Genomic DNA, 22,890 nt, shown 5'->3' with positions numbered 1-22,890 from the left:
ACAAAATACAATTTTCAATTCAGAAGTCCACCCCCTAGACTCGAATTCACGATCTGACACACATTGCCTGAAAATCTAAAAAAATTAAGGGTTAAATGCATGAGAAAGTCCGTTCTGGCAGGAGTGCTTTCACCGGCACTGGCCACATTTTTCGTTTTATCTTCCCCCTCTGTGCAGGCCGCTGATCTGAATATCGGCCTGGCTGCCTCAACGACGTCAATGGATCCGCAGTTTTACGTCGGCGGTGCCAACAGCGCGATGGCGCGTAACATCTTCGACGGACTGGTGAATCAGGATGAAAAACAACATATTACGCCTGCCCTCGCCGTGTCATGGAAAGTCATTAATGACACCACCTGGGAATTCGCCCTGCGCCCCGGTGTGAAATTCCACGACGGCAGCGATTTCACCGCTAAAGACGTGATTGCCAGCGTGAAGCGCGTGGCGCTGGCCTCGAAAAACAGCCCGAGTGCTTATACGCCGTACGTTAACGATATTGCTGACGTCACCGAAGTGAATCCGCTGACGGTGAGAATTGTCACCAAAGCGCCCACACCTTTATTGCTGAACAACTTAAGCCGCGTCGCGATGTTACCGGCGCGTCTGGAAAACGTCGGATCGCCAACCCTGAACGAAGGCAAAGACGTCATCGGCACCGGCCCGTTCAAGTTTGTCAGCTGGACGCCCGACGATAATGTGGTGCTGGCGCGCAACGACCAGTACTGGGGCGGGAAAGCGCAGTGGGATAAGGTCACGCTGCGTGTGTTCAAAAACCCGAGTGCCCGCGTGGCCGCCATGCGTTCCGGCGACGTGGATTTGATTGAAAGCGTGCCGACGGCAGACGGACGGGATCTGGGCAAACAAACCAGCCTGCATCTGGAATCCGTGGCCGGTAACCGCATTTTGTATTTACACCCGGATCAGGACCGCGATGCGTCGCCGTTCGCCAAAGGGCCGGACGGCAGCAATCCGCTGAAAAAACGTGAAGTGCGTGAGGCGATGTCGCTGGCGATAAACCGTCAGGCGATTGTGGATCGCATCATGGACGGGCAGGGCGTACCGGCGTCGCAACTGGTGCCGAAAGGCTACTTTGGTTACACGCCGTCTATTGCCGCACCGGTGTACGATCCGGTGAAAGCCAGACAGTTGCTGGCGCAGGCCGGTTATCCGGACGGTTTTACGCTGACCTTCCATGCGTCGAACGACCGTTATCCGAACGATTCTAAAATTGCGCAGGCGCTCGGCCAGATGTTCAGCCGTGTCGGCATCAAAACGGATGTCGTGACCATGCCGGGCAGCGTGTATTTCTCACGGGCGTCTAAACGCGATTTCAGCCTGATCATGGGCGGCGCGGCGATTGAAACCGGGGAAGCCTCCGGCGTGCTGGGGCCGTTGCTCGAAACCTTCGGGCCGAACGGCGGACAGGGCAATCGCGGGCGTTACTCGAACCCTGAATTTGATAAAACGCTGGCACAGGCGCGGGAAACCCTCGACGACGGCCAGCGTGAGAAGTTGCTGCAACACGCCACAGAGATTGCGATGAAAGACGAAGGCACGATCCCGTTGCTGTTCCTTTCCTACACCTGGGCGATGAAGACACCTTATACCTACGTTGGCCGCTCCGACGGCTACACGTTGCCGTACTTTGTGCATGAGAAACAATAAGTCGCGCAGAGTGCATACCGAACCAAGGCGGGAATAGAGCACCAACACCAGGGTTGTTCTAAGAAAAGAGAGAGAAGCTATGACTTCTTTTAGCGGTGTGTATCCCTATCTGGTTTCGCCGGTCACCCCCGGCGGCCAGATAGACAAACCGGTGCTAACCGCACTGGTTGAACATCTGATTAACAGCGGCGTGCAGGGTCTGACGCCACTCGGCAGTACAGGTGAATTTGCATACCTCAGTGCAGAACAGCGCACAGAGGTGGTCAGAACTGTCGTCGAAGCCGCACGGGGGCGCGTTCCGGTTATTGCCGGAGTGGCGGCCACCACCATTCAGGACGCTGTGGCGCAAACCGCTCGCTACGTCGCTCTGGGTGTCGACGGTATTCTGGCGATACTTGAGGCCTACTTCCCGGTGCCCGAACAGGGCGTCGAGGATTATTTCCGTGCCATCGCGACCGCCGCAGGCAAACTGCCGGTCGTGCTGTACACCAATCCGCAGTTCCAGCGTTCGGATCTCAGCCTGCCGGTCATCGAGCGGCTGAGCCACGTGGAAAATATTAACTATATTAAAGATGCCTCGACCAATACCGGCCGGTTGCTGTCGGTCATTGAACGCACGCAGGGACGGATGCAGGTGTTTGCCGCATCGGCGCATATCCCGGCCTGCGTGATGCTGATTGGCGGCGTGGGCTGGATGGCCGGTCCGGCCTGTATTGTGCCGAAGCAAAGTCTGGCGCTGTATGAAGCCGCAAAACAAGGCGACTGGAAGAAAGCGATGGAGTTGCAGCGTCCGCTGTGGCGCATCAACGAAATCTTCGCCAAATACTCCATCGCCGGGTGCATCAAGGCGGCGCTGCAATTACAGGGCTTTGAGGTCGGCGATCCGCTGCCGCCGCAGGTACCGCTCAACGATGCCGCGCGTCAGGAAATCGCTGACGTTTTACGATCTGTGGGGGCGCTGTGAAAACCATACCGGTGATCATTGACTGCGATCCGGGCATTGACGATGCCATCGCGCTGCTCAGCGCGTTCGTCGCCCCGCAACTGAATATCCTCGGCATCTGCACCGTATGCGGTAATCAGCCGCTGGCGAATACCACCCGCAATGCGCTGCAAATCACCGAACTGGGTTACCGGCTGGATATCCCGGTGTTTGCCGGTTGCCACCAGCCGCTGTTGCGCGCGCCGATCCACGGTCAGTTCCACGGCGCGAACGGTCTGGGCAATACGGCCTTTCCCGCGCCGCAAAAACAGGCCGAATCCCTTCATGCCGTTAACTTTTTGATACGAAGTTGCGAACAGGCCGCAGAGAATAATCAGCCCCTGACGTTGTGCGTGCTCGGACCGCTGACCAATCTGGCGACGGCGCTGCGCATGAAACCGGGCATTGCCGCCGGTATCGGTCGCGTGGTGCTGATGGGCGGCGCATACCGTGAAGCGGGCAACCGCACCATGACCTCCGAATTCAACATGCTGGCCGATCCGCACGCCGCGCATGTGGTGTTTTCCTCGGATCTGAACATCACTGTGTTGCCGCTCGATGCCACGCATCAGGTGATCCTGACGCCGGAACATGTGGCGAAATTCATCAAAGTCTCAGGACGGATTTCCGCGCAGTTGGGCGAGCTAATGGCGTTCTGGGATCGCAACGACGTCCGCCGTTACGGTTCACGCGGCGGGCCACTGCACGATCCGCTGGTGATGGCTTACGTGCTGGCACCGGAACTGTTCGGCACCGAAAAAGCGCGGGTGTTTGTCGAACATGACAGCGAGTTGTGTATGGGACAAACCGTCGCCGACTGGTACGGCAAGTCTGGGCAGACGCCCAATGTCGATATCGTTACGCGCGTGGATGCCACTAAAGTCTTCACGCTGTTTTACGAACTGCTTTCACGTTATGCCGGGAAATGATCTTATGAACCAGCGCATCATTATTGATACCGATCCCGGCGTGGATGACGCCATCGCCCTGTGGCTGGCGCTGGCCTCGCCGGAACTGGACGTCCTTGGCGTCACCGTGGTGGCCGGCAATGTGGCGCTGAAAGATACCGTGCGAAACGCCTGCAAAATTGTCGCGTTATCCGGCAAGACCGGCACGCCTGTGTTTGCCGGTGCGCCGGGACCGCTGGTGCGTGAACAGGTTTACGGCAAATACGCCCACATCGGCGCGTTTAACGATGAACTGGTGCCGGACAGCCATCTGCAACCCCAGGCGGAACACGCGGTGGATTTTCTGGTGCGCACCTTACGACAGGCCGCAGAAGACAACGATCCGGTCACGGTCTGCGTGATTGGCCCGATGACCAATATCGCGCTGGCGCTGGGTATGCATCCTGACGTGGCCCGCGGCATTAAACACATCGTGACCATGAGCTGCGCGTTTACTGCCCTCGGACACCGCGTCCCTTGGGCGGAATTCAACGTCTATGCCGATCCGCACGCGGCGGAAAAAGTGTTTAACAGCGGCGTGCCGCTGGTGATCATGCCGCTGGATCTGACCTTTCAGGCGCTGATTGGCGCGGATGATATCGAGGCACTGAAACAGGACGGCGGCCTGCCGGGCAAGGCCATTGCCGCCTTGCTGAACGCGTTTGACCGCAGTGATCTCAACCGTTTTGGCCGTGAAGGCGGGCCGGTTCATGATGCGGCGACCATTGCGTGGCTGTTGCAGCCGGGATTGTTCTCCGGTCAGCCCGCCCGCGTCGGGGTGGCGGTATCCGGCAACACTGCCGGATACACCTACGCAGATTTCTGGCACAAACTGGCGACGCCGCCCAATGCGATGGTCCTGCAGACCGTCGATGAATACGGCTTCTTCAGCCTGCTGCGCCGCGTGCTGTCCCGTTATGGCGATGCGCAGGCATGAGCCGTTACCTGCTGGGACGTTGCGGACAGACACTGCTGACGCTGTTCGTGATGTCGCTGCTGGTGTTTGGCGGCGTGTATCTGGTCGGCAATCCGGTGGATTTGCTGCTCAGTACCACCGCGACGCCCGCTGAGCGCCTGAGCGTGATCCAGTCTTTTGGCCTCGATAAACCGGTGTGGGAGCAATACGGCCTGTTTGTGGTCAACGCGCTGCACGGCGATATGGGCAACTCCTTTATCTACAATCAGCCCGCGCTGCACCTGATTTTTCAGCGAATGCCCGCGACGCTCGAACTGGCGCTGGTGGCCTTTGTCCTGGCGCTGGTGATTGGCATTCCGCTGGGCGTCTATGCCGGTCTGCGCCCTGACGGCGTGTTATCGAAGTCGATCATGACCGTCTCGATTTTAGGCTTCAGCCTGCCGACATTCTGGATTGGGCTGATGATGGTCATGCTGTTCAGTGTGAAACTCGGTGTGCTTCCGGCGTCCGGACGCGGCGCGACGGTGGAGGTTTTCGGCGTCCCGCTCAGCCTGTTTACCGCCGACGGCCTCGCGCATCTCATTCTCCCCGCTTTCAATCTGGCGCTGTTTAAAATCTCGCTGATCATCCGCCTGACCCGCGCCGGTGTGCTCGAATGTCTGCAACAGGATTTCATTCGTTTTGCCCGCGCCAAAGGCTTATCCGAAAGCCGCATCGTGCTGGTTCACGTATTGAAAAATACCCTGATCCCGCTGATTACCGTTATCGGCCTGGAACTCGGCTCGCTGATCGCCTTCGCCGTGGTGACCGAAACCATTTACGCCTGGCCGGGGATGGGCAAACTGATCATTGATTCCATCGCCGTGCTCGACCGCCCGGTGATCCTGGCGTATCTGATGATCACCGTGGTGATGTTCAGCCTGATTAACCTGCTGGTGGATGTGCTGTATGTGCTGGTCGATCCGCGTGTGCGGCTGGGGGGCGAACACTGATGGCGTCTGATTCCGTTCACTCGCGTACCGCCGTGCAGGGCAAACCGCACTCCGCGTTTTACCAGACCGTGCGGGCGTTGCTGCGTAACAAATTCTCACTGTGCGGCCTGATCATGTTAGGCATCGCCATTGTGCTGGCAGTACTCGCGCCGTGGATTTCGCCGCAAAACCCTTACGATTTATCACAGCTCGATATCATGGATGGCCGCCTGACACCGGGCACCGCCAGTATGAGCGGCATGACCTATTGGCTCGGCACCGACGATCAGGGGCGCGACTTGCTGAGCGCCATTTTGTACGGCACCCGCACCAGCCTGCTGGTCGGCGTCTCCAGCGCGCTGATCGCACTGACGATTGGCGCGGCAGCCGGGCTTATCAGCGCCTACGCGGGCGGCAAAACCGATGCGCTGATCATGCGCATTGTTGATATCCAGCTGAGTTTCCCGCCGATCCTGATTGCGCTGATTTTGCTGGCGGTGCTCGGGCAGGGCGTCGACAAAATCATTCTGGCGCTGGTGGTGACGCAATGGGCGTATTACGCGCGCACCATTCGCGGCTCGGCGCTGCTCGAACGCCGCCGCAGTTACGTGGACGCCGCGCGCAGCATGGCGCTGTCGAACCCGCGCATTCTGTTCCGTCATATTCTGCCCAACTGCCTGCCGCCGCTGATTGTGGTGGCGACCATGCGCATTGCCTACGCCATCATGCTGGAAGCCACGCTGTCGTTTCTCGGCATCGGTTTGCCGGTCACCGAACCGTCGCTCGGCCTGCTGATCGCCAACGGCTTTGATTACCTGATGTCCGGCGACTACTGGATCAGCGTCTTCCCCGGCATCACGCTGCTGGTGCTGATTGTGGCAATTAACTTAGTCGGTGACGCCCTGCGCGACATCCTCAACCCGCGCAATAAGGATTGATGATGCAAAATCCGGTGTTACAGGTCGATAAACTCAATACCGCGTTTTCCGTGGAAGGCGAATGGCTGAACGTGGTGCGGGATCTTTCCTTCTCGATTGGCCCGAAAGAGACGCTGGCGCTGGTGGGTGAATCCGGTTCCGGCAAAAGTGTCACGGCGATGTCTGTCATGCGTTTGCTGGATGAAAAGCACACCCGCTATTCCGGCCGCATTCAGTTTGACGGTCAGGATCTACTCAGCCTCAACCGTTCGCAGATGCAAAGCATTCGCGGCAACCGCATCGGCATGATTTTTCAGGAGCCGATGACCAGCCTGAATCCGGTGCTGAAAATCGGCGTACAAATCACCGAAGTGCTGAAACGTCATCGCGGCATGGATGACGCCACCGCCCGCGCCGAAGCGCTGCGTTTGCTGGAAAAAGTCCGCATTCCGGCGGCTGCCTCGCGACTCAATGAATATCCGCTGAGCTTTTCCGGCGGTATGCGTCAGCGCGTGGTGATTGCCATCGCGCTGGCCTGTAATCCGCGCCTGCTGATTGCCGATGAGCCAACGACCGCGCTGGATGTCACCATTCAGGCGCAGATCCTGGCGCTGATTAAATCGTTGCAGGAAGAAGAGGGGATGTCCGTTCTGTTTATCACGCACGATATGGGCGTGGTGGCGGAAGTGGCGGACCGCACGCTGGTGATGCACCGGGGCGAAGCGATTGAACAGGCGACCACGCGGGAAATCTTCCATCTGCCAAAACAGCCTTACACGCGGGCGCTGTTGTCAGCCGTGCCACGGCTCGGCGCCATGAACGGCGTGGCGTTGCCGAAGCGTTTCCCGCTGACTGACATGCAAACCGGACAACCGCAACCGGTCGCAGAATCGGTCGACACCCTGCGCCCCGGTCAGCCGGTGCTGGAGGTGAAAAACCTGATCACCCGTTTCGATGTGAAATCCGGCCTGCTGCGGCGGGTGTCCGCCCGCGTGCATGCGGTGGAAGATCTGTCATTCAGCCTGCAACCGGGCGAAACCCTGTCGCTGGTGGGCGAATCCGGCTGCGGTAAATCCACCACCGGACGCACCATTTTGCGCCTGACCGAAGCGACCGCCGGCGAGGTGCTGATCCGCGGGCAAGATATCCGCCGCGCAGACAGCGCGCGGCTGGCGGAAATCCGCACGCAGGCGCAGATGATTTTTCAGGATCCTTACGAAAGCCTGAACCCGAGAATGCGTATCGGACAGGCGATTGCCGAACCGATGGTCAGCCTCGGATTGCACAACGCGGAAAGCGCGAAACGCCGTGTGGCGCAACTGCTGGAACAGGTGGGATTGCAAAGCAATATGGCGACACGGTTCCCGCATCAGTTTTCCGGCGGCCAGCGGCAGCGCATCTGCATTGCCCGCGCACTGGCGCTGGAACCGAAAATGATCATCGCCGATGAAGCCGTGTCGGCGCTGGATGTGTCTGTAAAAGCGCAGGTGATCAATCTGATGCTCGATCTGCAACAGGAACTCGGGCTGGCGTATCTGTTTATCTCGCATGACATGGCGGTGGTGGAACGCATCAGCCACCGTGTGGCGGTGATGTATCTGGGAGAAATCGTCGAAATCGGTTCGCGGGCGGATATTTTCGAAAACCCGCAGCACGCCTACACCCGCAAACTGCTGGCTGCCGTGCCGGTGCCCGATCCGGATGTTCACCGTAAACGCACCGTGGTGCCGGAAGAACTCGCCAGCCCGCTGCGCGCAGCGAATTATCAGCCGCCAGCCCGCCATTACCGTGAAGTCAGTGACGGGCATTTCGTGCAGGTTTAGCGGGGGCATTTATTGGGTGTTCTTGCGGTACTTTATACTGAAATCGCTTTTACATTCCATTTTTGGGATTCAAAAATGGGAATTCATGCCCTTTAAGCAATTGCAGGCAAAAAAAACGTTTTTTTTCTGGGATTATGGACTGCGTTTATAATAACTCTAAAATAATTCCCTGTGAGAAAATATGTTGCCACTTAATGAATTATGCTGGTTGCCTGGTCGTATTTCTTTAAGGCCATTAAGTACGCTTGAATCATCTCATAATTTAAAAACAGGCGCACGAAAGGTACTTGAACGTTATTACTCTCTGAGCACAGTAGGAATGTTTTCGGGTAACCATACACAGATGTTACAGGAAACCCTATCAACGCTGATGGCGGGCAATCTAAATATCGCTAAAGGCCAGGGGTATTTGGTCTATGCAAAAACACAAACCCATAATACTTTCTTTGATGCCCGCTGGCTTGATGAGATAGCGACCGGTTGCGGAATAGGACACTGGGAACAATTAACCGTGAGTCTGAATCATTGTGCCTCCGCTTTGTCGGCGATTCATTTGTTGAAGAGCAGGGTAATAAAAAGTCAGCTGCCAATGATCCTCATTACCGGTGAAAAGGCTTTCCACAGTGATATTAATAAGCTTGATAATAGTGTTATGGCGGAAATTCCTGCTGCCATGCTGCTCAATGCGGGACATTCACAGTGGCAAATCAACAACACTGCCGTGCGGCATCTGCCTTCATTTTATAATAATCACAGAGAGTTTCCGGCTGCCCGACGGCGGGAGCTTTTCTCATCACTGGAACAAGATTATTATGACTTTTATCTTTACGTCCTGAAAAAGTTTAACCTTACCATTGACCATATAGATGCCATTGTTCCGGGTAATATAGATATGCCAATGCTCAGGCGTATTGCCGGTAAATTGAACTTTAAGGGTGAGCTTTTTACTGAGCATATATCAGGTTATGGGCATGCTTATTGTTCTGATATTTTATTTAACGTGTCGTCGTTATTAAAGCGTTTCGAAGGAAAAAGAATACTCTGTGTTGCTATGGGGATGGGGATAACGATGTCCTGTATCCTGATTGAAAAAAACGAAAATAATGAGGTAAATCATGTCACAACTTCTGTTAGCCGTTAATGATGCTTTAAACGATGTCATGTCTGCAAAAATCAACATAACGTCGGAAACTGATTTCAATGAAGATCTGGACCTCGATTCAGTATTATTTGTTCAGTTCTTATTAACCCTGGAAGAAAAAATCCCCGGCCTCATGTTTGAACCTGATCAAATCAATCAGGATGCATTCACCACGGTCGGAAAACTTATTCAATGGATTGAGCAGCACCTGCAACTGGAGAGCTCTGATGTCTGAAGAAGAGTTTACCCGACTTTACTTTCTGTTCAGGGACTATGAGCCGTCAGAAGCTTTCCGGCAGATGCGCCGGAAATGGGCCGACACGGCAAGCGGCGTGTTTTGCGGCGGGTATCAGTTGCTGGCTGCGGAAGGTGAAACCTGCGCGGAACAGCATGCTGAATCTGATCGTATTCTGGCGTCACTGGGCATGTCTTTGCAGCACACAGGCACAGAAAACATCACCGACGATCCGATCCCGCTTATGGCATCTTTTGCGGCACGCCTGGGGCTACTGAGCCAGATCCTGGCCGTGAGCTGGAAGCATTTATCCGGGAGGAAAAGCTTTGGCGTAAAAACGACCCGACATCAGTTGGTGAAGGCGGATTTCGCCGATCTGAGCAGTCAAACAGAGGTGTTATTGCTCCAGTGGCAGATGCGTATTGCGATGCAGGACTTTGCTGATCCGGAGACGGATCACTGGCAGCTCACGATGCTGACCAACCGGGCAGAAAAGCTGATGGGCGGACATGGCTATTTATCCGGCTCGACGCACAGCCTTTCTTACCTTTCGATGATGATTTACAGCCTGTATGGGAAAACCGCAGCCGTTGCCATGGCTGCTTTGCCGGAACGTCGGGAGCTCAGAGTATGAATACTTCACCTGAAATGACGTTGCCACAACGTCATAGCCTGAGCAAAGATATCGCCGACCTGCTGAAGTTAGCCTGGCCGATGATCATCGTGGCCATTGCCGTCTCATTTTCGCAAAACATTCAGACCGCGATTCTGGGGCACGGTAAAGAAACCAGTTCAATTTATGTGCTGTCAATGCTCCAGCCTTTCAGCTTTCTATTTCTTGCGATTCTGGAATGTCTGGCTATCACTAATCAGGTTTTCAGTGCCCGTTCACTGAATCTGTGGTCGCGTCAAAAGGTCCTGGCGGCGACTTCACTGCTGGCGACGCTGGGTATCCTGATTGTGGCACTGCTAAGTGGCGTGACGGCGCTTTGTGCGCCGCTGTTGCAGACCCTGCTGCCTGTCGCCGGGAATGCATTTTATTCCTCAGCATTACCGCTCTATTTCCTGTCCATGCTGCCCTTTATTCAGCTTGAGATGTGTAACAGCGCGCTCCGCGGGCAGGGGAAGAGCGCGTTAAGCATGCTGTTAGTCATCGCGTATATCGTGCTGAATGCGCTGATCTGCTACATCGGCTATCAGGTTTACGGATTAGGTTTTAATTCGATTATTGTCTCAAACGCGCTGGCTTCGTCTCTGCTTATCCCTGTCGCGCTTTGGCTGGTATGGCGTACAGGCTGCAATGCGCAAGATGACCGGCCAGGGGCATTTATTCCGCGTCTCAGCGGACTTCTGTTTCAGGTTGGCGTGCCCATTTTTGCCTCGCTGGTGGTGCTGTTTTTCAGTTCCCTGCTGATATTCCCGTTAATTGGCACGCTGGGTGAGCAATATGTTGCCGGTTTTTTGATTGTGACCAAGATCCGAATGTTTATCGTCATCCCCGCTGTGGCTTGTGGATCCGCGCTGGCGATATTAATTAACCAGCGGCTGGCGATCAGTAGCGGTGAAGAATTAAAACGGTTGCTGCACCGGGGGTTGGCCTTTATTTGTATTATTTATCTTCTGCTGACATCGGGTGTTTATTTCACCGAGGCCAGCCTGATAAAAATTCTGTCCGGTGACAAAGTGATTCAGGACGTCAGCAGCCAGATTATACTGATTCTGTTACCGACGTTTTTCCTGACTTCTTTCGTCGCCTCGCTTCAGGCATTACTGGAACAATTAGAACAGGCCCGACGGGTACTGGTATTAACCGTAATCATTGAATTACTGACTGTTATCACTTTACTGGTGGGCTGGGATAAATTTTCGCAACTGCACACTATCATGAATCTGATTATTGTCTTTAATGTGGTGTACTTTATTGCGTTCGGCAGGGAGTACTGGCGACTGGCCAATAAAATAGGGAGTGAAAATGTTTTATAGCTTCTTTTATCCCGTCCTTTTATTTCTATCGCTGGTGCACCAAAATTACCTGCGGATTTTGGTCATTATGCGATTGCGTCCGACGTTACTGATGAAAGCGAAAATAAGACCCGCAACACATTATACGAGGGCATGCAAACTCATCAGTTTAGTCGATTTATATTCCCTGCATGTCATGTCTTCCTATCTTTCAGCATCATACGCATTACGTCTTTTCGAAAAGACCCGGCCTTTACCCTATAAGCAGGGGGAAATCATGCTGCTCAGCCGCTGCGTGCAGCAGGAGATTTTTTGGCGTAAATCTTTTGTTAAGGTCTTCATTTATCCTCAGGCGGATCCGCAGGCCGAAAAAGTCTTGCTCCTTCACGGGTGGGATGGCCGGAGTATTATGTTACGGCAGATGGCGCAGCGGTTGCAGGAAAAAGGCTATGCTGTTTTTGCGCCTGACCTTCCCGCACATGGTATTTCTCCCGGAAAAAAAGTGTCTTTCTATGATTTGTCTCGGGCCGTCATGGAAATGGAAAACCACTATGGCCATTTTTCGGTGATTATTGGTCATTCGACCGGCGGCTTAATTGGCTGCATGGCCGCCCTGCAAGGGCTGCTTTTTAAACGGATGATTTTAATCGGCAGTCCGTGCAGCTACGGAAAAATGATGGACAGATATGTCAGCAATAATAAATTGCCAAAGCGTATTGCCGGATCAATGAAAAAACTTTACCAGCACCGCTATGGTGTTCATCCTGATGTTATTGGACCGGAGCTTATCGGGTCAATAACACAACCGGTCATGATATTACATGATAAAAACGATCTCAGTATTGAATTGGATGAAGCGGTAATACTGAGCCATTCTTTGAAAAAAAGTGAATTAATCGTTACAGAAGGAAAGGGCCACAACGGCGCATTACGTGACCCAGCTGTATTTAATTATATTTCAGATTTCCTGAGAGATACCTTGCATGAAGACTTTTCATCTTTCCGTGAGCCTAAACTGATATTGCGTGCAGTGAATAATAAAAAGTGGCATAAGAAATCTTTTTGATAATTATAAGCAATGCAGGTTACTGATTAACATGCTTCTTGAAAAGTTGTTTCTTTGAACCCCGAAAATGAAATCATAATCTGACGACTCTTTTTTAATTTCCGGACGCATTGTCCTGATGACATTCTGCTTAAATTTGAGCGGAGACTCGCTATAAGTCTTACTGAAACTTCGGGAAAAATGCGGCAATGAAGAAAATCCGCACGCATAACTGATGTCCGTTAATGACCACTCAGGGGCTAAATGGATAAATTCTCTGGCCAGCGCCAGCCTGACTTTCCACATCCACTTTATGGGAGTGACATCATAGAAATGTTTGAATATACGGCAAATATCAAAACGGGTTTTACCACATATTTTTTCCAGATCTTCCAGTGTGATCTCGTCAGAAATATTCTCCAGCATATAATTAATAATCTTAACAATGCATAAGGCTTTTTCTGTATGAGCGTGTTTCCCATAGACAGTCAAATGACGATTATCCAGATCCTCGGTTATTTTTTGTGTAAAAAGCGTTTTTTCAGCGTTCGATAGTTTGCGTTCCCACATACACACCCCTTCTGCGTAATTAATGAGTGATGAACATTTTTTTGAAAAGTGGAATACCGTACCCGTAAGGATTAAAGCAATTACTATGCCATGTTTTTATTTGTTTCAACTTGTTGTTTAAAATGGATATTATTATTCATCCCTGTTATGGGAACCGTAAAATCCCATTTTCGACACGCGTTAATAAATTGAACTGATCTAATATCCCACTATTGGGAATACCTGATATGAGTGGGACGACACAGGGAAAAACAGACAATCAGGCCACGCCGTCCCATTTTTCGTTCCATTAATGAGATAGAAAATAATGATGGGAAAAGGTCTTTTTTGTGGTTTCCTGAAAAAACAATAAAAATCAGCATGTTAATGAGATTTAAAAGATTGGCACGATTTGTGCTCATCAGTAAGGAGTTATCAGAAAAGGTATTATTATGGACATTTCAATCCCGCAACCCGGGAATAAATTCATACTGAAGCGATACCGCAAATTTTTGGTTGCGGGAGCACTTTTTTTAGCCACGCTGGCGGCAATCTATAATTACCGGTTTTCGCCTTATCAGATTTCCCGCGGGAGTATCGCCGTCGGACAGGTGCAATATGGAAATTTCTCGGTAGAAGTGAGGGGCAACGGAGTACTGTTACCGCGTGATATCAATTGGGTTGCCGCCAATGTTGATGCCCGTGTGGAAGAGGTTATCTACAAACCCGGGATGAAGGTGAGTAAGGGGCAGTTATTGGTGAGAATGAGTAACCCTACGCTGGAACAGAAATTACAGGAAAACCGGCTCGAGCTGGATGCCCGCCGCGCTGAAACTGATGCGACGAATGCAGAATTACAAAATAAAATTCTGAGTCAGGAAGCGCTGGTTCTGGATGCAAAAAGCCGGCTACTCAGCTCTACAATGCGGCTTGCTGCGCAAAAGAAATATATAGCGGCAGTGCCGATGCTGGAATACGAAACAACCCGTATTAATACTGAACAATATCGTCAGCAGGTTGTGCTTGAGGAAAAACGATTAAAAACGCTCAAGCTGAGTATTGATGCTGATATCAAAGCCAGTGCGATGCGTCTTAACAAACTGGAATCGCTGGTGCTGCTGAGCCAGCAGGAAGTCGATTCGCTGAATGTGACCTCACCCATCGAGGGAATTTTGCAGGATGTGAAAGTCCAGGTCGGGCAGCGGGTCACCACCGGAACCAGTATTGCCCGTCTGGCGAAAGAGAAGGAACTTTATGCTGAACTCAAAGTGCCAGAATTACAGTCCCGCGATCTTGCCGTCGGGCAACAGGTGACCATTAACACCGGGCGCAGCCAGTTTGCCGGCGTGTTATCACGTGTTGACCCTGCGGTGACCAATGGCACCGTTAAAGTGGATGTGACATTTACTCAGCCGCTGCCGCAAGAAGCCCGTCCTGATCTGAGCGTGGATGGTTTAATCGCAGTGACAAAAATTAATGATTCCCTGTACGTTGAGCGCCCACCGTTCGCACAGAATAATTTACCTTCGATGCTTTACCGGCTCGATGAAAAGGAACGTTCAGCTACTAAAATGAAGGTCAACTTTGGGCAAGGATCTGCGGATTATATTCAGGTGACCAGCGGGTTGCGTGCGGGAGATAAAATTATTCTCAGTGACGGCAGCGCCTGGCAAGGGGCAGATCAGATTGAGATTACTAAATGATGCCGGCTCACCTGCAAAAGACGCCTGCAAACTGTATAAAGCGATGGAGATAAAAATAATGGAATCACTGGTAGAACTCACTGATGTGAATAAAATATTTTTGACGGATGAAATTGAGACACACGCCCTGAGCAAGATCACGCTGAGCATTTCCAAAGGGGAATATGTGGCGATTTCCGGGCCGTCAGGCTGTGGAAAATCAACGCTGTTGTCGATTCTGGGGCTGCTGGATGTGGCCTCTACCGGTACTTATCAGCTGGCCGGGCATAATGTAGAGAATATTTCTAAAAAGCAGCGTGCTCTGGTAAGAAATCGCGATATCGGCTTCATCTTCCAGTCATTTAATCTCATCAGCGATTTAACCATTGAGGAAAATGTCTCCCTGCCACTCACTTACCGCAAGGATATCTCTAAGACTGAACGACAGCAGAGGGTGGCGGAGGCTTTAGACAAGGTCAATATGTCCCACCGTGGACGGCATTATCCTTCACAGCTTTCCGGCGGACAGCAGCAGCGTGTGGCCGTCGCGCGGGCTATCGTGGGCAATCCTTCCATTATTCTGGCGGATGAACCGACGGGTAACCTGGACTCCCACAATGCCGAGGCGGTGCTGAATATACTCGATAAGCTGCATCAGGAAGGGGCCACTATCTGCATCGTAACCCATGACCCGCGTTCAGCCGAACGGGCGCAACGCAGCATTGTGCTCTCTGACGGACAGGTCGTCGGAGACGGACATGTGGCACGGGAACTGACCCTGATAAAGGAAGCATAAAATGCTTTTTGATATCCGATATGCCTTACGCCTGCTACTCAAAAGTCCGTCATTTACCTTCATCACGGTGCTGATCATGTCCTGTGGTCTGGCACTGACGCTTTATATGTTTTCAGTGATTAATACCATCATGTTTACGCCACTTCCTTACCCGGACGGGAAAAACATGGTGTTAGTTAACCCGACAGTTAATGGCGTCAGTCTGAGTGATTCCGGGGTCAACTTCCTGGACTACAAGGACATCAAGGCGCGCAACACCACGCTCAATGATGTTGGTTATTTTTATGCGGAACGTGCCGATATCAGTGACGGTACGAAAGCGGTTTCCTATATGGCTATCCGTAATACGCCGGAGATGTTTTCTTATGCTGGCGTCCAGCCCTATCGTGGCAGGGTGCTGAACAGTGAAGATGTCCAGCCTGGCGCGACGCCTGTTGCTGTCATCAGCTATGGTATGTGGCAAAACTACTTTGCTGCCGATGAACAGCTTATTGGCCGGGATGTACTGGTTAATGGCATACATACACGCATTGTGGGGATCATGCCCGCCAATTTTGCCTTTCCCTTCTTTCATGATCTCTGGCTGCCTTCTAAGCTGGATCCCTCACAGTATCTGGTGCGCAAAGGCGCGCCGGAAGTGTCGGTTTATGCCCGCCTGAAACCCGGTGTTCCGCTCGCTGACGCTGACCGCGATCTCGCTCAGGTGATGCAGTCGCTGGCCTCTGAGTATCCTGAAAGCAATAAAGGGCTATCGGCTCAGGTACTGACATTCCAGGAAAATTTCATGGGTGAAGAGACCATGCCGATATTCATCGTCATGCTTTTTGCCGTCGCTTTTGTTCTTGTGCTGGCGTGTTGCAATGTCGGCAACTTGTTACTGGCCAGAACCACAGAGCGTTCAAAAGAAATCGCTATCCGTGTCGCCCTGGGGTCACCTTCCGGTCGTCTGGTCATGCAAATGATGTGGGAAAGCTTATTTATCTGCACCTTCTCGGGCGTCATCGCCGTTCTGCTTGCGGCGTGGGGACTGGAGATCACCAATACATTACTCCCGACTTTCGTGCCGAACAAAATTCCGTTCTGGTGGCACTTGTCACTGGATAACGTCATGATCCTCAATGCCTTAGTGCTGGTCATCATGACCGCTGTCGTCACCAGTGCGTTGCCTGCCTGGAAAATCACCCACGGCAATTTCAACGATGTGCTGCGGGACGGAACGCGTGGCGCACAAAGCCGCGGAGCGGGCAAGGTTTCCCGTATTCTGGTGACGTTTGAAGTCGGATTATCCTGTTCCATTTTGTGTATCAGTGCGTTGCTGGCGCTGCTGGTCTACCAGGCAACCCGGGCCGATTACGGGGTGGTGACGCAGGGCTATCTAACCGGTCAGATTAATCTCAATGCCAACCAGTATCCTGATGATGCGAGCCGGATCCTGTTCTACCAGCGACTGCAGTCGTCCCTCAGCGGGATACCAGGCGTTGAAAAAACGGCCATCACTACCAGTGCCGTCGGACAATTTACCGTTCCCCGTCAGGTGGATATCGATTCGTCGGGTAACAACAGCAAAGACCGCTGGTCTTATCCTCTCGTCAATGATGTACAAGTGATGCCGGGAAGCCTGGTGGGAATGGGCATCACGCCGGTAGCCGGAAGGGAGTTTGCCAGCAGTGACACGCAGGACTCGCAACCCGTTGTGGTGGTCAGCCAGTCGTTTGCGGAGCAGTTCTGGCCCGGTGAGCGGGATGTGATCGGTAAGCGTCTGCGTTTTCGTGATTCGGATGATCAGCGCTGGTTCACGGTTATCGGTGTGGTGCCTAACGTTATTCATGGCCGGCCTTTCAGCGCGTTTCGTCAGCGGGTCACGGTTTATCGCTCGCTGACGCAAATACCGGCGGCTTCATTAACGCTGGTGCTCGGCGCTCAGAATCCTGATACGTTAGGCCCTGCGCTGATCAATGCGGTACGTCAGATTGACAGCACGCTGTCGGTCAATCAGGTGCAAACGCTAAATCAGCGTCTGGCCAGAAATACCGCCGGGCTGCATTTCATCGCTAACCTCTTTATGCTGTTTGGCGTGGTCGCGGTAATACTGGCCGCTACCGGTATTTATGCGGTGATGCGCAATGTGATAAATCAACGTATTCAGGAGATCGGTGTGCGTATGGCCATGGGGGCCACGGAAGGGGTTCTGTTGCGGATGCTGATGCTGCAGGGCAGTAAGCAATTAGGCATTGGCCTGATTATCGGGCTGCCTCTGGCCTTCTTTGTCGCACCCAAGCTGACGCGTATATTGGGCAACGGGCATACATCCTTTGCACTGCTCTTCTGGGGCGTAGCCATTATGATCTCTTTGATTGTGGCGTTAGCGGTGTGGTTGCCTTCCCGACGCGCCATTCGTATGTCGCCTGCGGATGCCATTCGCTACGAATAATTTGACGCCGCGCCTGACGGGTGCGGCGGCACAAGCCGGATGCTTTAATGAACGAAAAAAAACGTATTCTTGTTATTGATGATGATGCAGGCATTCTGACCAGCCTTGACATGCTGCTCCGTCTGGAAGGGTATGACGTGACGCTGGAAACGCAGGCTGACCGTTTATTGTCACATTTGTCCGCAAAGCCCTTTGATCTGGTGTTGATGGACATGAACTTTCAGAAAGACACCACCTCGGGTCTGGAAGGTTTGCAACTGCTGGATGAGTTAAAGAAATTTGATGACTGCCTGCCTGCCGTGGCAATGACCGGTTGGGGAAGCGTTGACATCATCGTCAGCGCCATGCGGGCCGGCGCGGCGGATTTTATCCAGAAACCCTGGGATAACGAACGCCTGTTAAGCATTGTTCAGCAACAGATCGCATTGAGTCAGGCAAGACGTTCCGGGAATTGCCTCAGAGAAGAAAATAAGCTGCTGAAAATGGCGCTTGAAGATGACATGGGCAATGAATGGGTTGTCCGTTCTCAGGCCATGAAACAGTTGATCAACGTGGTTGAAACGGTGGCGGCTACGGATACCAGCATCCTGATCCTGGGTGAAAATGGCACCGGCAAAAGCCTGCTCGCCCGCTATATACATCAGTTATCCTCCCGCCGTGATCACAGCATTGTTGAAGTCAACATGGGGTGCATCAATGAGCAGTTGTTTGAAAGTGAAATGTTCGGACATGTGAAAGGCGCGTTTACCGATGCGCGGGAAAACCGCATTGGCCGCTTTGAACTGGCCGATAAAGGCACATTATTCCTCGATGAAATTGGCAATTTGCCGTTGTCCCAGCAGGTAAAATTACTGCGCGTCCTGGAAGAACGGCAGTTCGAACGCGTGGGTTCATCGCGCACACAAAGCACCCAATGCCGGATCATTGCGGCCACCAATACGGATCTTGAAAAAGCCGTGGTGGAAGGGAGATTCCGGCAGGATTTGCTTTACCGGCTGAATGTCATACAAATTCCGTTACCGCCGCTACGTGAACGGCAGGAAGATATTGAGCCGCTGGCCGAACGTTTCATGCAACGCTTTGCCCGCAAGTACAATAAACCTAAACCGATATTATCGGCGATGGCGCGGCAAGGACTGCATGAATATTCATGGCCGGGCAATATCCGCGAACTGAGTCATCTGCTTGAGCGAGGTGTATTGCTTTGCCGTAATAATACGATCGACCTGGCGGATCTTTGCCTGCCACTGCCGGTGAAGGAGCAAAATACGGGTCATGCGTTACAGCATAAGCCGGTGACGCAACTCGAGACGGGCACGCTGGCAGAAGTGGAAGAAACGGTGCTTTTACAACGCCTGCGTCACTATGACGGAAATGCAGTGAAAGCGGCAGAATCGTTAGGGCTGAGTCGCAGCGCTTTTTACCGACGACTGGATAAATTAAAAATCTGTCATGAGTAAACTTTTTCGATCCTTTGAGACGCGTCATTTAATCCTGTGCAGTTTGTCCCCGCTCGGGGGCGTTGTTGCCTATCTGCTGCTGTGGTGTTTCCCGCAGCAGTCTTTCTACCTGAAATGTCTCACGCTCTTTATCCTGTGCGTCACGTTAGTGTATTTTTCCTATCACTTTTTCCAGCAGCTTCTCTATAAAATCAATGTGATTTCTAACCTGTTAGAAGCCGTTGAGCAGGAAGATTTTAGCCTTCGCGGTGTGACCAGCGGGGAAGGGGTGTTTGAAGGCGTCATTGAACAGATCAATGCGATTTCTGGTCAGTTATCACGCCACCGCCAGCAGCAAAGAGAAATGGATTTTCTGCTGCAAAAAGTGATTTCCAATATCACTGTGGCCATTTTCGCGATTGACGGCAATAACCGGCTGGTCTGGTGTAACAATGCGGCCTCGCGGATGCTGGGTACCTCGCTGGAAAAGCTGATCGGCGAGAAATCCAGCCACTGGCAACTTGATACGCTGTTGCAAAATGCCAACCGGGAACATCCGGTGGAGTCTCATCATGAAGGGCGTCCGGGGCGTTATAAAGTGTCCAGTGATACCTACATGGTTGACGGGATCCAGAACGTGTTGCTGTTTGTCAGTGACGTTGATGACATGCTGCGTCAGGAAGAACAAAAAGCCTGGCAAAATCTGCTGCGCGTGATCAGCCATGAAATAAACAATTCACTGAGCCCGATTGCCTCTATCAGCCAGATGCTCCAGCAGCACTATCGCCGCCATACAGAAAACCTGCCGGAGGGCTTTGCGGAAGGTATCGATCTTATCAACCGCCGGGCTAAAGAGCTTATCGCGTTTGTCAGCAGTTACCGCCAGCTAAGCAAGCTCGCGCCGCCCGTTAAAGCACCGCTTGATGTCGCCGCCCTGATTGCGGAACTGCCGCTGTTGTTCGCGCACCGTAAAATTACCCTGAAAGGCCCCGCGCCGCTGATAGTGGATGTCGACCGGGTGCAAATCCACCAGTTGCTCATCAACCTGATTAAAAATGCCGATGAGGCAATGAGCGATACCACGGCGCCGGTTTGCATTGAATGGTCAGAGGAAAAAGGGCGGCTGTTTGTGACTATTCTTGACCAGGGGGTCGGGCTGACCAACCCCAAAAACCTGTTTGTTCCTTTCTATACCACCAAACCCAACGGCAGTGGCATCGGACTGATTTTGTGCCGGCAAATCGCTGAAAGTCATGGCGGGTATCTGTCTCTGGAGAATCGCCATGATCGCACCGGTTGCCGTGTTACCCTCAATTTACCACGGTGATCCCCTCCCTGAACTGAAGACAGGCGAAGGATTTTGCCTGATCCGTCACTTTGCGCCTTCGCTGTCGGGAAAACTGCTGCGACAGCAGGCGCATTGCTGGCTGCGTCAGATACTGACGAGCTGCTTACCGGTGACCGATACGCAGTTAATTATCGCAAGAACCCCTGAGGGTAAACCCTGGCTGCCTGATTTTCCTCAGTGGCACTTTAACTTATCCCACAGCGGAACATCGGCGGCGATAGTGCTGTGTCGCGGGGCCGAGGTCGGGGTCGATCTGGAAAAAGTCAGCGGCAAAGTGGAGGTGAAAAAAGCCATCGCCCGCCGGTTTTTCCACCCAGATGAACAGCGCTGGCTGGCAGAAGATGAGGCCGATTACCTGCTGCGGTTTACCCGGTTGTGGAGTGTGAAGGAAGCCTGGCTCAAAGCGCGGGGAACCGGACTTACGCAGTCGCTGGCCGGTTTTTTGTGCCATCCCTCAACACTGCGGCATTGCGCAGGTGTCCGGTGCGCATCAGGCACAAACAAATCGGTGGGTGTACACAGCGGGCCGGTCACCTGATACCGATGTTGTGTACCGGCAGGGGTTTCACCCAGACGGGCCATCGGGAAATTACGCCGGATCAGCGAGTTGATGCCTGCCGCACTGCCGTGACAGTTGGCTCCGCCATCACATACCGCGAACCATTCATCACGTGAGGGTTTGAGATAATTAACGCGGGTGACAAAAATGCCTGCGCGGGCAATCAGGTATCTGCCCAGTTCGACGATGATCTTACAGCGCGGAAATTTGTCATGATAATTGCGGATAACCGGAGCCAGTGCCTCACCCAGCGCAACAATATCCAGCGGCTTTTCTTTATCGAAATACCTGACGCCGAAACCGCCGCCGACATCGACAAAATCAAAATCGATCTTGTAGATATCCTGCAAAGATTCAGCCAGTGACAGAATATTCAGCGTATTTTTGGCCAGCGCCTGCCAGTCGAGGATCCGTGTACCGAGATAAATGTGGATCCCTGCAAGTCGTACATTGCTTTGCTGCCCGACACAGGCAAATGCCTGCGGCAAAAGTTGTTCATCTATGCCAAATTGCCGCGGTTTGCCACTCATCACCAGTTTGGCTTTTTCGCCAGTAAAGTCAGGATTGATACGCAGGGCGATGGTTTGTATGACGCCCATGCTGGCAGCGATATCATTAAGAAGCTTTATTTCTTCAATGGATTCGATGACGACAGCTTTAATACCAATGCGACAACATTGGGTTAATTCAGCAATATGTTTACCGGGACCAACAAAAATAATATCCCCCGCGGGGATCCCCTGACGTATTACTGTTTCCAGTTCCGCCAGGGAACACACTTCACAACCCGTTCCTTCCCGGCTTAACAACTGAACGATTGTTTTATTGGGATTGGCTTTGAGCGAATAGAAATAATGAATCTCATCAGGAAGTGATTTTTTTAAAGCTGCAAAGTCTGCCTTTATTTGCGAGGCACTGTAGGCATAAAACGGCGTCGGAACCTTGTCAGCCAGACGCTGATAAGGAATATCGTCGATATTTTCTACGCTAATAAACTGGCTATCAGGAGGAAAAGCTGACATCGCTAAACCTCCGGAATAACAGGGATTCAATCTGATGAATATTGCGGAAGTTTTCGAAAAGATCGCCATCGAGGATATCGAAAAAGCTCTCAGAAGCATTGCTTCTGGCTTCCAGCCATTCGCCCATCTCTGCGATAAAACCCACCAGATGGATCGAATCCAGCAGCCCTTCAGGCCCGTAGATTTCAGCGCCTTCTGCAATAGCTGCCAGCTTCCTATTGTCAACACCCACTTTTTCTAATGAGGAGAGTATAAAATCTTTCGTCGCCGATGAAATAGTCATTAGTTTCGCCACGTTAAAAACTTCGTGCCGACATCTTATCCGGCCTACTCAGAAAGATTTGCTTGAAATTGCATCCGCAATAAAAGAAGAAATTAAGGGACGGGATAAGTTCACCTGTGTCATGACGACTCACTGACATAATAATTGGGGGGATTCGAGGAATTCGTATTCGGTTAT

20 protein-coding genes and 1 pseudogene are annotated in these 22,890 nt (G+C 52.4%); 18 read left to right on the top strand and 3 right to left on the bottom strand.

The window, feature by feature from the left end:
- Window positions 1-99 precede the first annotated feature (99 nt).
- The 12 genes from J9880_RS23100 to J9880_RS23045 all read left to right on the top strand — a co-directional run bounded on the left by J9880_RS23100 (window position 100) and on the right by J9880_RS23045 (window position 12,625).
- Complete coding sequence (locus tag J9880_RS23100; protein WP_232770510.1) at window positions 100-1,665, top strand: ABC transporter substrate-binding protein; 1,566 nt, start codon at window positions 100-102, stop codon at window positions 1,663-1,665.
- A 79-nt stretch (window positions 1,666-1,744) separates the two neighbouring features.
- Entirely contained in the window at window positions 1,745-2,629 is an 885-nt protein-coding gene (locus J9880_RS23095) for a dihydrodipicolinate synthase family protein (RefSeq protein ID WP_232770509.1), read from the top strand.
- Window positions 2,626-3,576 (top strand): nucleoside hydrolase, encoded by a 951-nt coding sequence (locus J9880_RS23090; RefSeq protein ID WP_232770508.1) that lies wholly within the window; start codon window positions 2,626-2,628, stop codon window positions 3,574-3,576. The genes J9880_RS23095 and J9880_RS23090 overlap by 4 nt, the downstream gene beginning before the upstream one ends.
- Before the next feature lie 4 nt (window positions 3,577-3,580).
- Window positions 3,581-4,531, top strand: a complete 951-nt coding sequence (locus J9880_RS23085) for a nucleoside hydrolase (RefSeq protein WP_232770507.1) — start codon at window positions 3,581-3,583, stop codon at window positions 4,529-4,531.
- On the top strand, window positions 4,528-5,502 hold the full coding sequence (locus J9880_RS23080) for an ABC transporter permease (RefSeq protein ID WP_232770506.1): 975 nt from the start codon (window positions 4,528-4,530) through the stop codon (window positions 5,500-5,502). The genes J9880_RS23085 and J9880_RS23080 overlap by 4 nt, the downstream gene beginning before the upstream one ends.
- Window positions 5,502-6,419, top strand: a complete 918-nt coding sequence (locus J9880_RS23075) for an ABC transporter permease (RefSeq protein ID WP_133822395.1) — start codon at window positions 5,502-5,504, stop codon at window positions 6,417-6,419. Before J9880_RS23080 ends, J9880_RS23075 begins: the two co-directional genes overlap by 1 nt.
- A gap of 2 nt (window positions 6,420-6,421) precedes the next feature.
- Complete coding sequence (locus J9880_RS23070; protein WP_232770915.1) at window positions 6,422-8,221, top strand: ABC transporter ATP-binding protein; 1,800 nt, start codon at window positions 6,422-6,424, stop codon at window positions 8,219-8,221.
- Window positions 8,222-8,402: 181 nt separating this feature from the next.
- Window positions 8,403-9,362: a 3-oxoacyl-[acyl-carrier-protein] synthase III C-terminal domain-containing protein gene (locus J9880_RS23065; protein ID WP_162928657.1), complete on the top strand. Its 960-nt coding sequence runs from the start codon at window positions 8,403-8,405 to the stop codon at window positions 9,360-9,362.
- On the top strand, window positions 9,337-9,597 hold the full coding sequence (locus tag J9880_RS23060) for an acyl carrier protein (protein ID WP_095925399.1): 261 nt from the start codon (window positions 9,337-9,339) through the stop codon (window positions 9,595-9,597). The genes J9880_RS23065 and J9880_RS23060 overlap by 26 nt, the downstream gene beginning before the upstream one ends.
- Window positions 9,590-10,231, top strand: coding sequence for an acyl-CoA dehydrogenase family protein (locus J9880_RS23055; protein ID WP_095925398.1), 642 nt, complete (start codon window positions 9,590-9,592; stop codon window positions 10,229-10,231). Before J9880_RS23060 ends, J9880_RS23055 begins: the two co-directional genes overlap by 8 nt.
- Window positions 10,228-11,580: an MATE family efflux transporter gene (locus J9880_RS23050; RefSeq protein ID WP_095925397.1), complete on the top strand. Its 1,353-nt coding sequence runs from the start codon at window positions 10,228-10,230 to the stop codon at window positions 11,578-11,580. Before J9880_RS23055 ends, J9880_RS23050 begins: the two co-directional genes overlap by 4 nt.
- A complete protein-coding gene (locus tag J9880_RS23045) occupies window positions 11,570-12,625 on the top strand; it encodes an alpha/beta fold hydrolase (protein ID WP_232770505.1) in 1,056 nt (351 codons plus the stop codon). Before J9880_RS23050 ends, J9880_RS23045 begins: the two co-directional genes overlap by 11 nt.
- A gap of 3 nt (window positions 12,626-12,628) precedes the next feature.
- Here the strand turns inward: J9880_RS23045 and J9880_RS23040 are convergent, their stop codons facing one another.
- Entirely contained in the window at window positions 12,629-13,174 is a 546-nt protein-coding gene (locus tag J9880_RS23040) for a helix-turn-helix transcriptional regulator (protein WP_095925395.1), read from the bottom strand.
- A 431-nt stretch (window positions 13,175-13,605) separates the two neighbouring features.
- On the opposite strand from J9880_RS23040, the gene J9880_RS23035 reads away from it, so the two are divergent.
- The 6 genes and pseudogenes from J9880_RS23035 to J9880_RS23010 form a co-directional block, all read left to right on the top strand.
- Entirely contained in the window at window positions 13,606-14,856 is a 1,251-nt protein-coding gene (locus J9880_RS23035; RefSeq protein WP_095925394.1) for an efflux RND transporter periplasmic adaptor subunit, read from the top strand.
- 58 nt (window positions 14,857-14,914) lie between these two features.
- Window positions 14,915-15,631, top strand: coding sequence for an ABC transporter ATP-binding protein (locus J9880_RS23030; protein WP_037033254.1), 717 nt, complete (start codon window positions 14,915-14,917; stop codon window positions 15,629-15,631).
- Window position 15,632: 1 nt separating this feature from the next.
- On the top strand, window positions 15,633-18,062 hold the full coding sequence (locus tag J9880_RS23025) for an ABC transporter permease (RefSeq protein ID WP_095925393.1): 2,430 nt from the start codon (window positions 15,633-15,635) through the stop codon (window positions 18,060-18,062).
- 47 nt (window positions 18,063-18,109) lie between these two features.
- On the top strand, window positions 18,110-19,522 hold the full coding sequence (locus tag J9880_RS23020; protein ID WP_095925392.1) for a sigma-54-dependent transcriptional regulator: 1,413 nt from the start codon (window positions 18,110-18,112) through the stop codon (window positions 19,520-19,522).
- On the top strand, window positions 19,515-20,828 hold the full coding sequence (locus J9880_RS23015) for a sensor histidine kinase (RefSeq protein WP_095925391.1): 1,314 nt from the start codon (window positions 19,515-19,517) through the stop codon (window positions 20,826-20,828). Before J9880_RS23020 ends, J9880_RS23015 begins: the two co-directional genes overlap by 8 nt.
- Window positions 20,755-21,240: pseudogene (locus tag J9880_RS23010) on the top strand (4'-phosphopantetheinyl transferase family protein); the annotation flags it as partial. The gene J9880_RS23015 and the pseudogene J9880_RS23010, both read left to right, overlap by 74 nt.
- Here J9880_RS23010 and J9880_RS23005 read toward each other — a convergent pair.
- Window positions 21,201-22,430: a type III PLP-dependent enzyme domain-containing protein gene (locus J9880_RS23005; protein WP_232770901.1), complete on the bottom strand. Its 1,230-nt coding sequence runs from the start codon at window positions 22,428-22,430 to the stop codon at window positions 21,201-21,203. The pseudogene J9880_RS23010 and the gene J9880_RS23005 sit on opposite strands and share 40 nt — an antisense overlap.
- Window positions 22,411-22,713 carry a hypothetical protein gene (locus tag J9880_RS23000; protein ID WP_095925371.1) on the bottom strand — a complete coding sequence of 101 codons (303 nt, stop codon included), beginning with the start codon at window positions 22,711-22,713 and terminating at the stop codon, window positions 22,411-22,413. The genes J9880_RS23005 and J9880_RS23000 overlap by 20 nt, the downstream gene beginning before the upstream one ends.
- Between the last annotated feature and the right edge of the window lie 177 nt (window positions 22,714-22,890).

Origin of the sequence: Rahnella victoriana, from assembly GCF_021276285.1 — a bacterium.
GTDB lineage: Bacteria > Pseudomonadota > Gammaproteobacteria > Enterobacterales > Enterobacteriaceae > Rahnella > Rahnella victoriana.
This window is presented reverse-complemented; position numbering and strand designations above follow the sequence as displayed.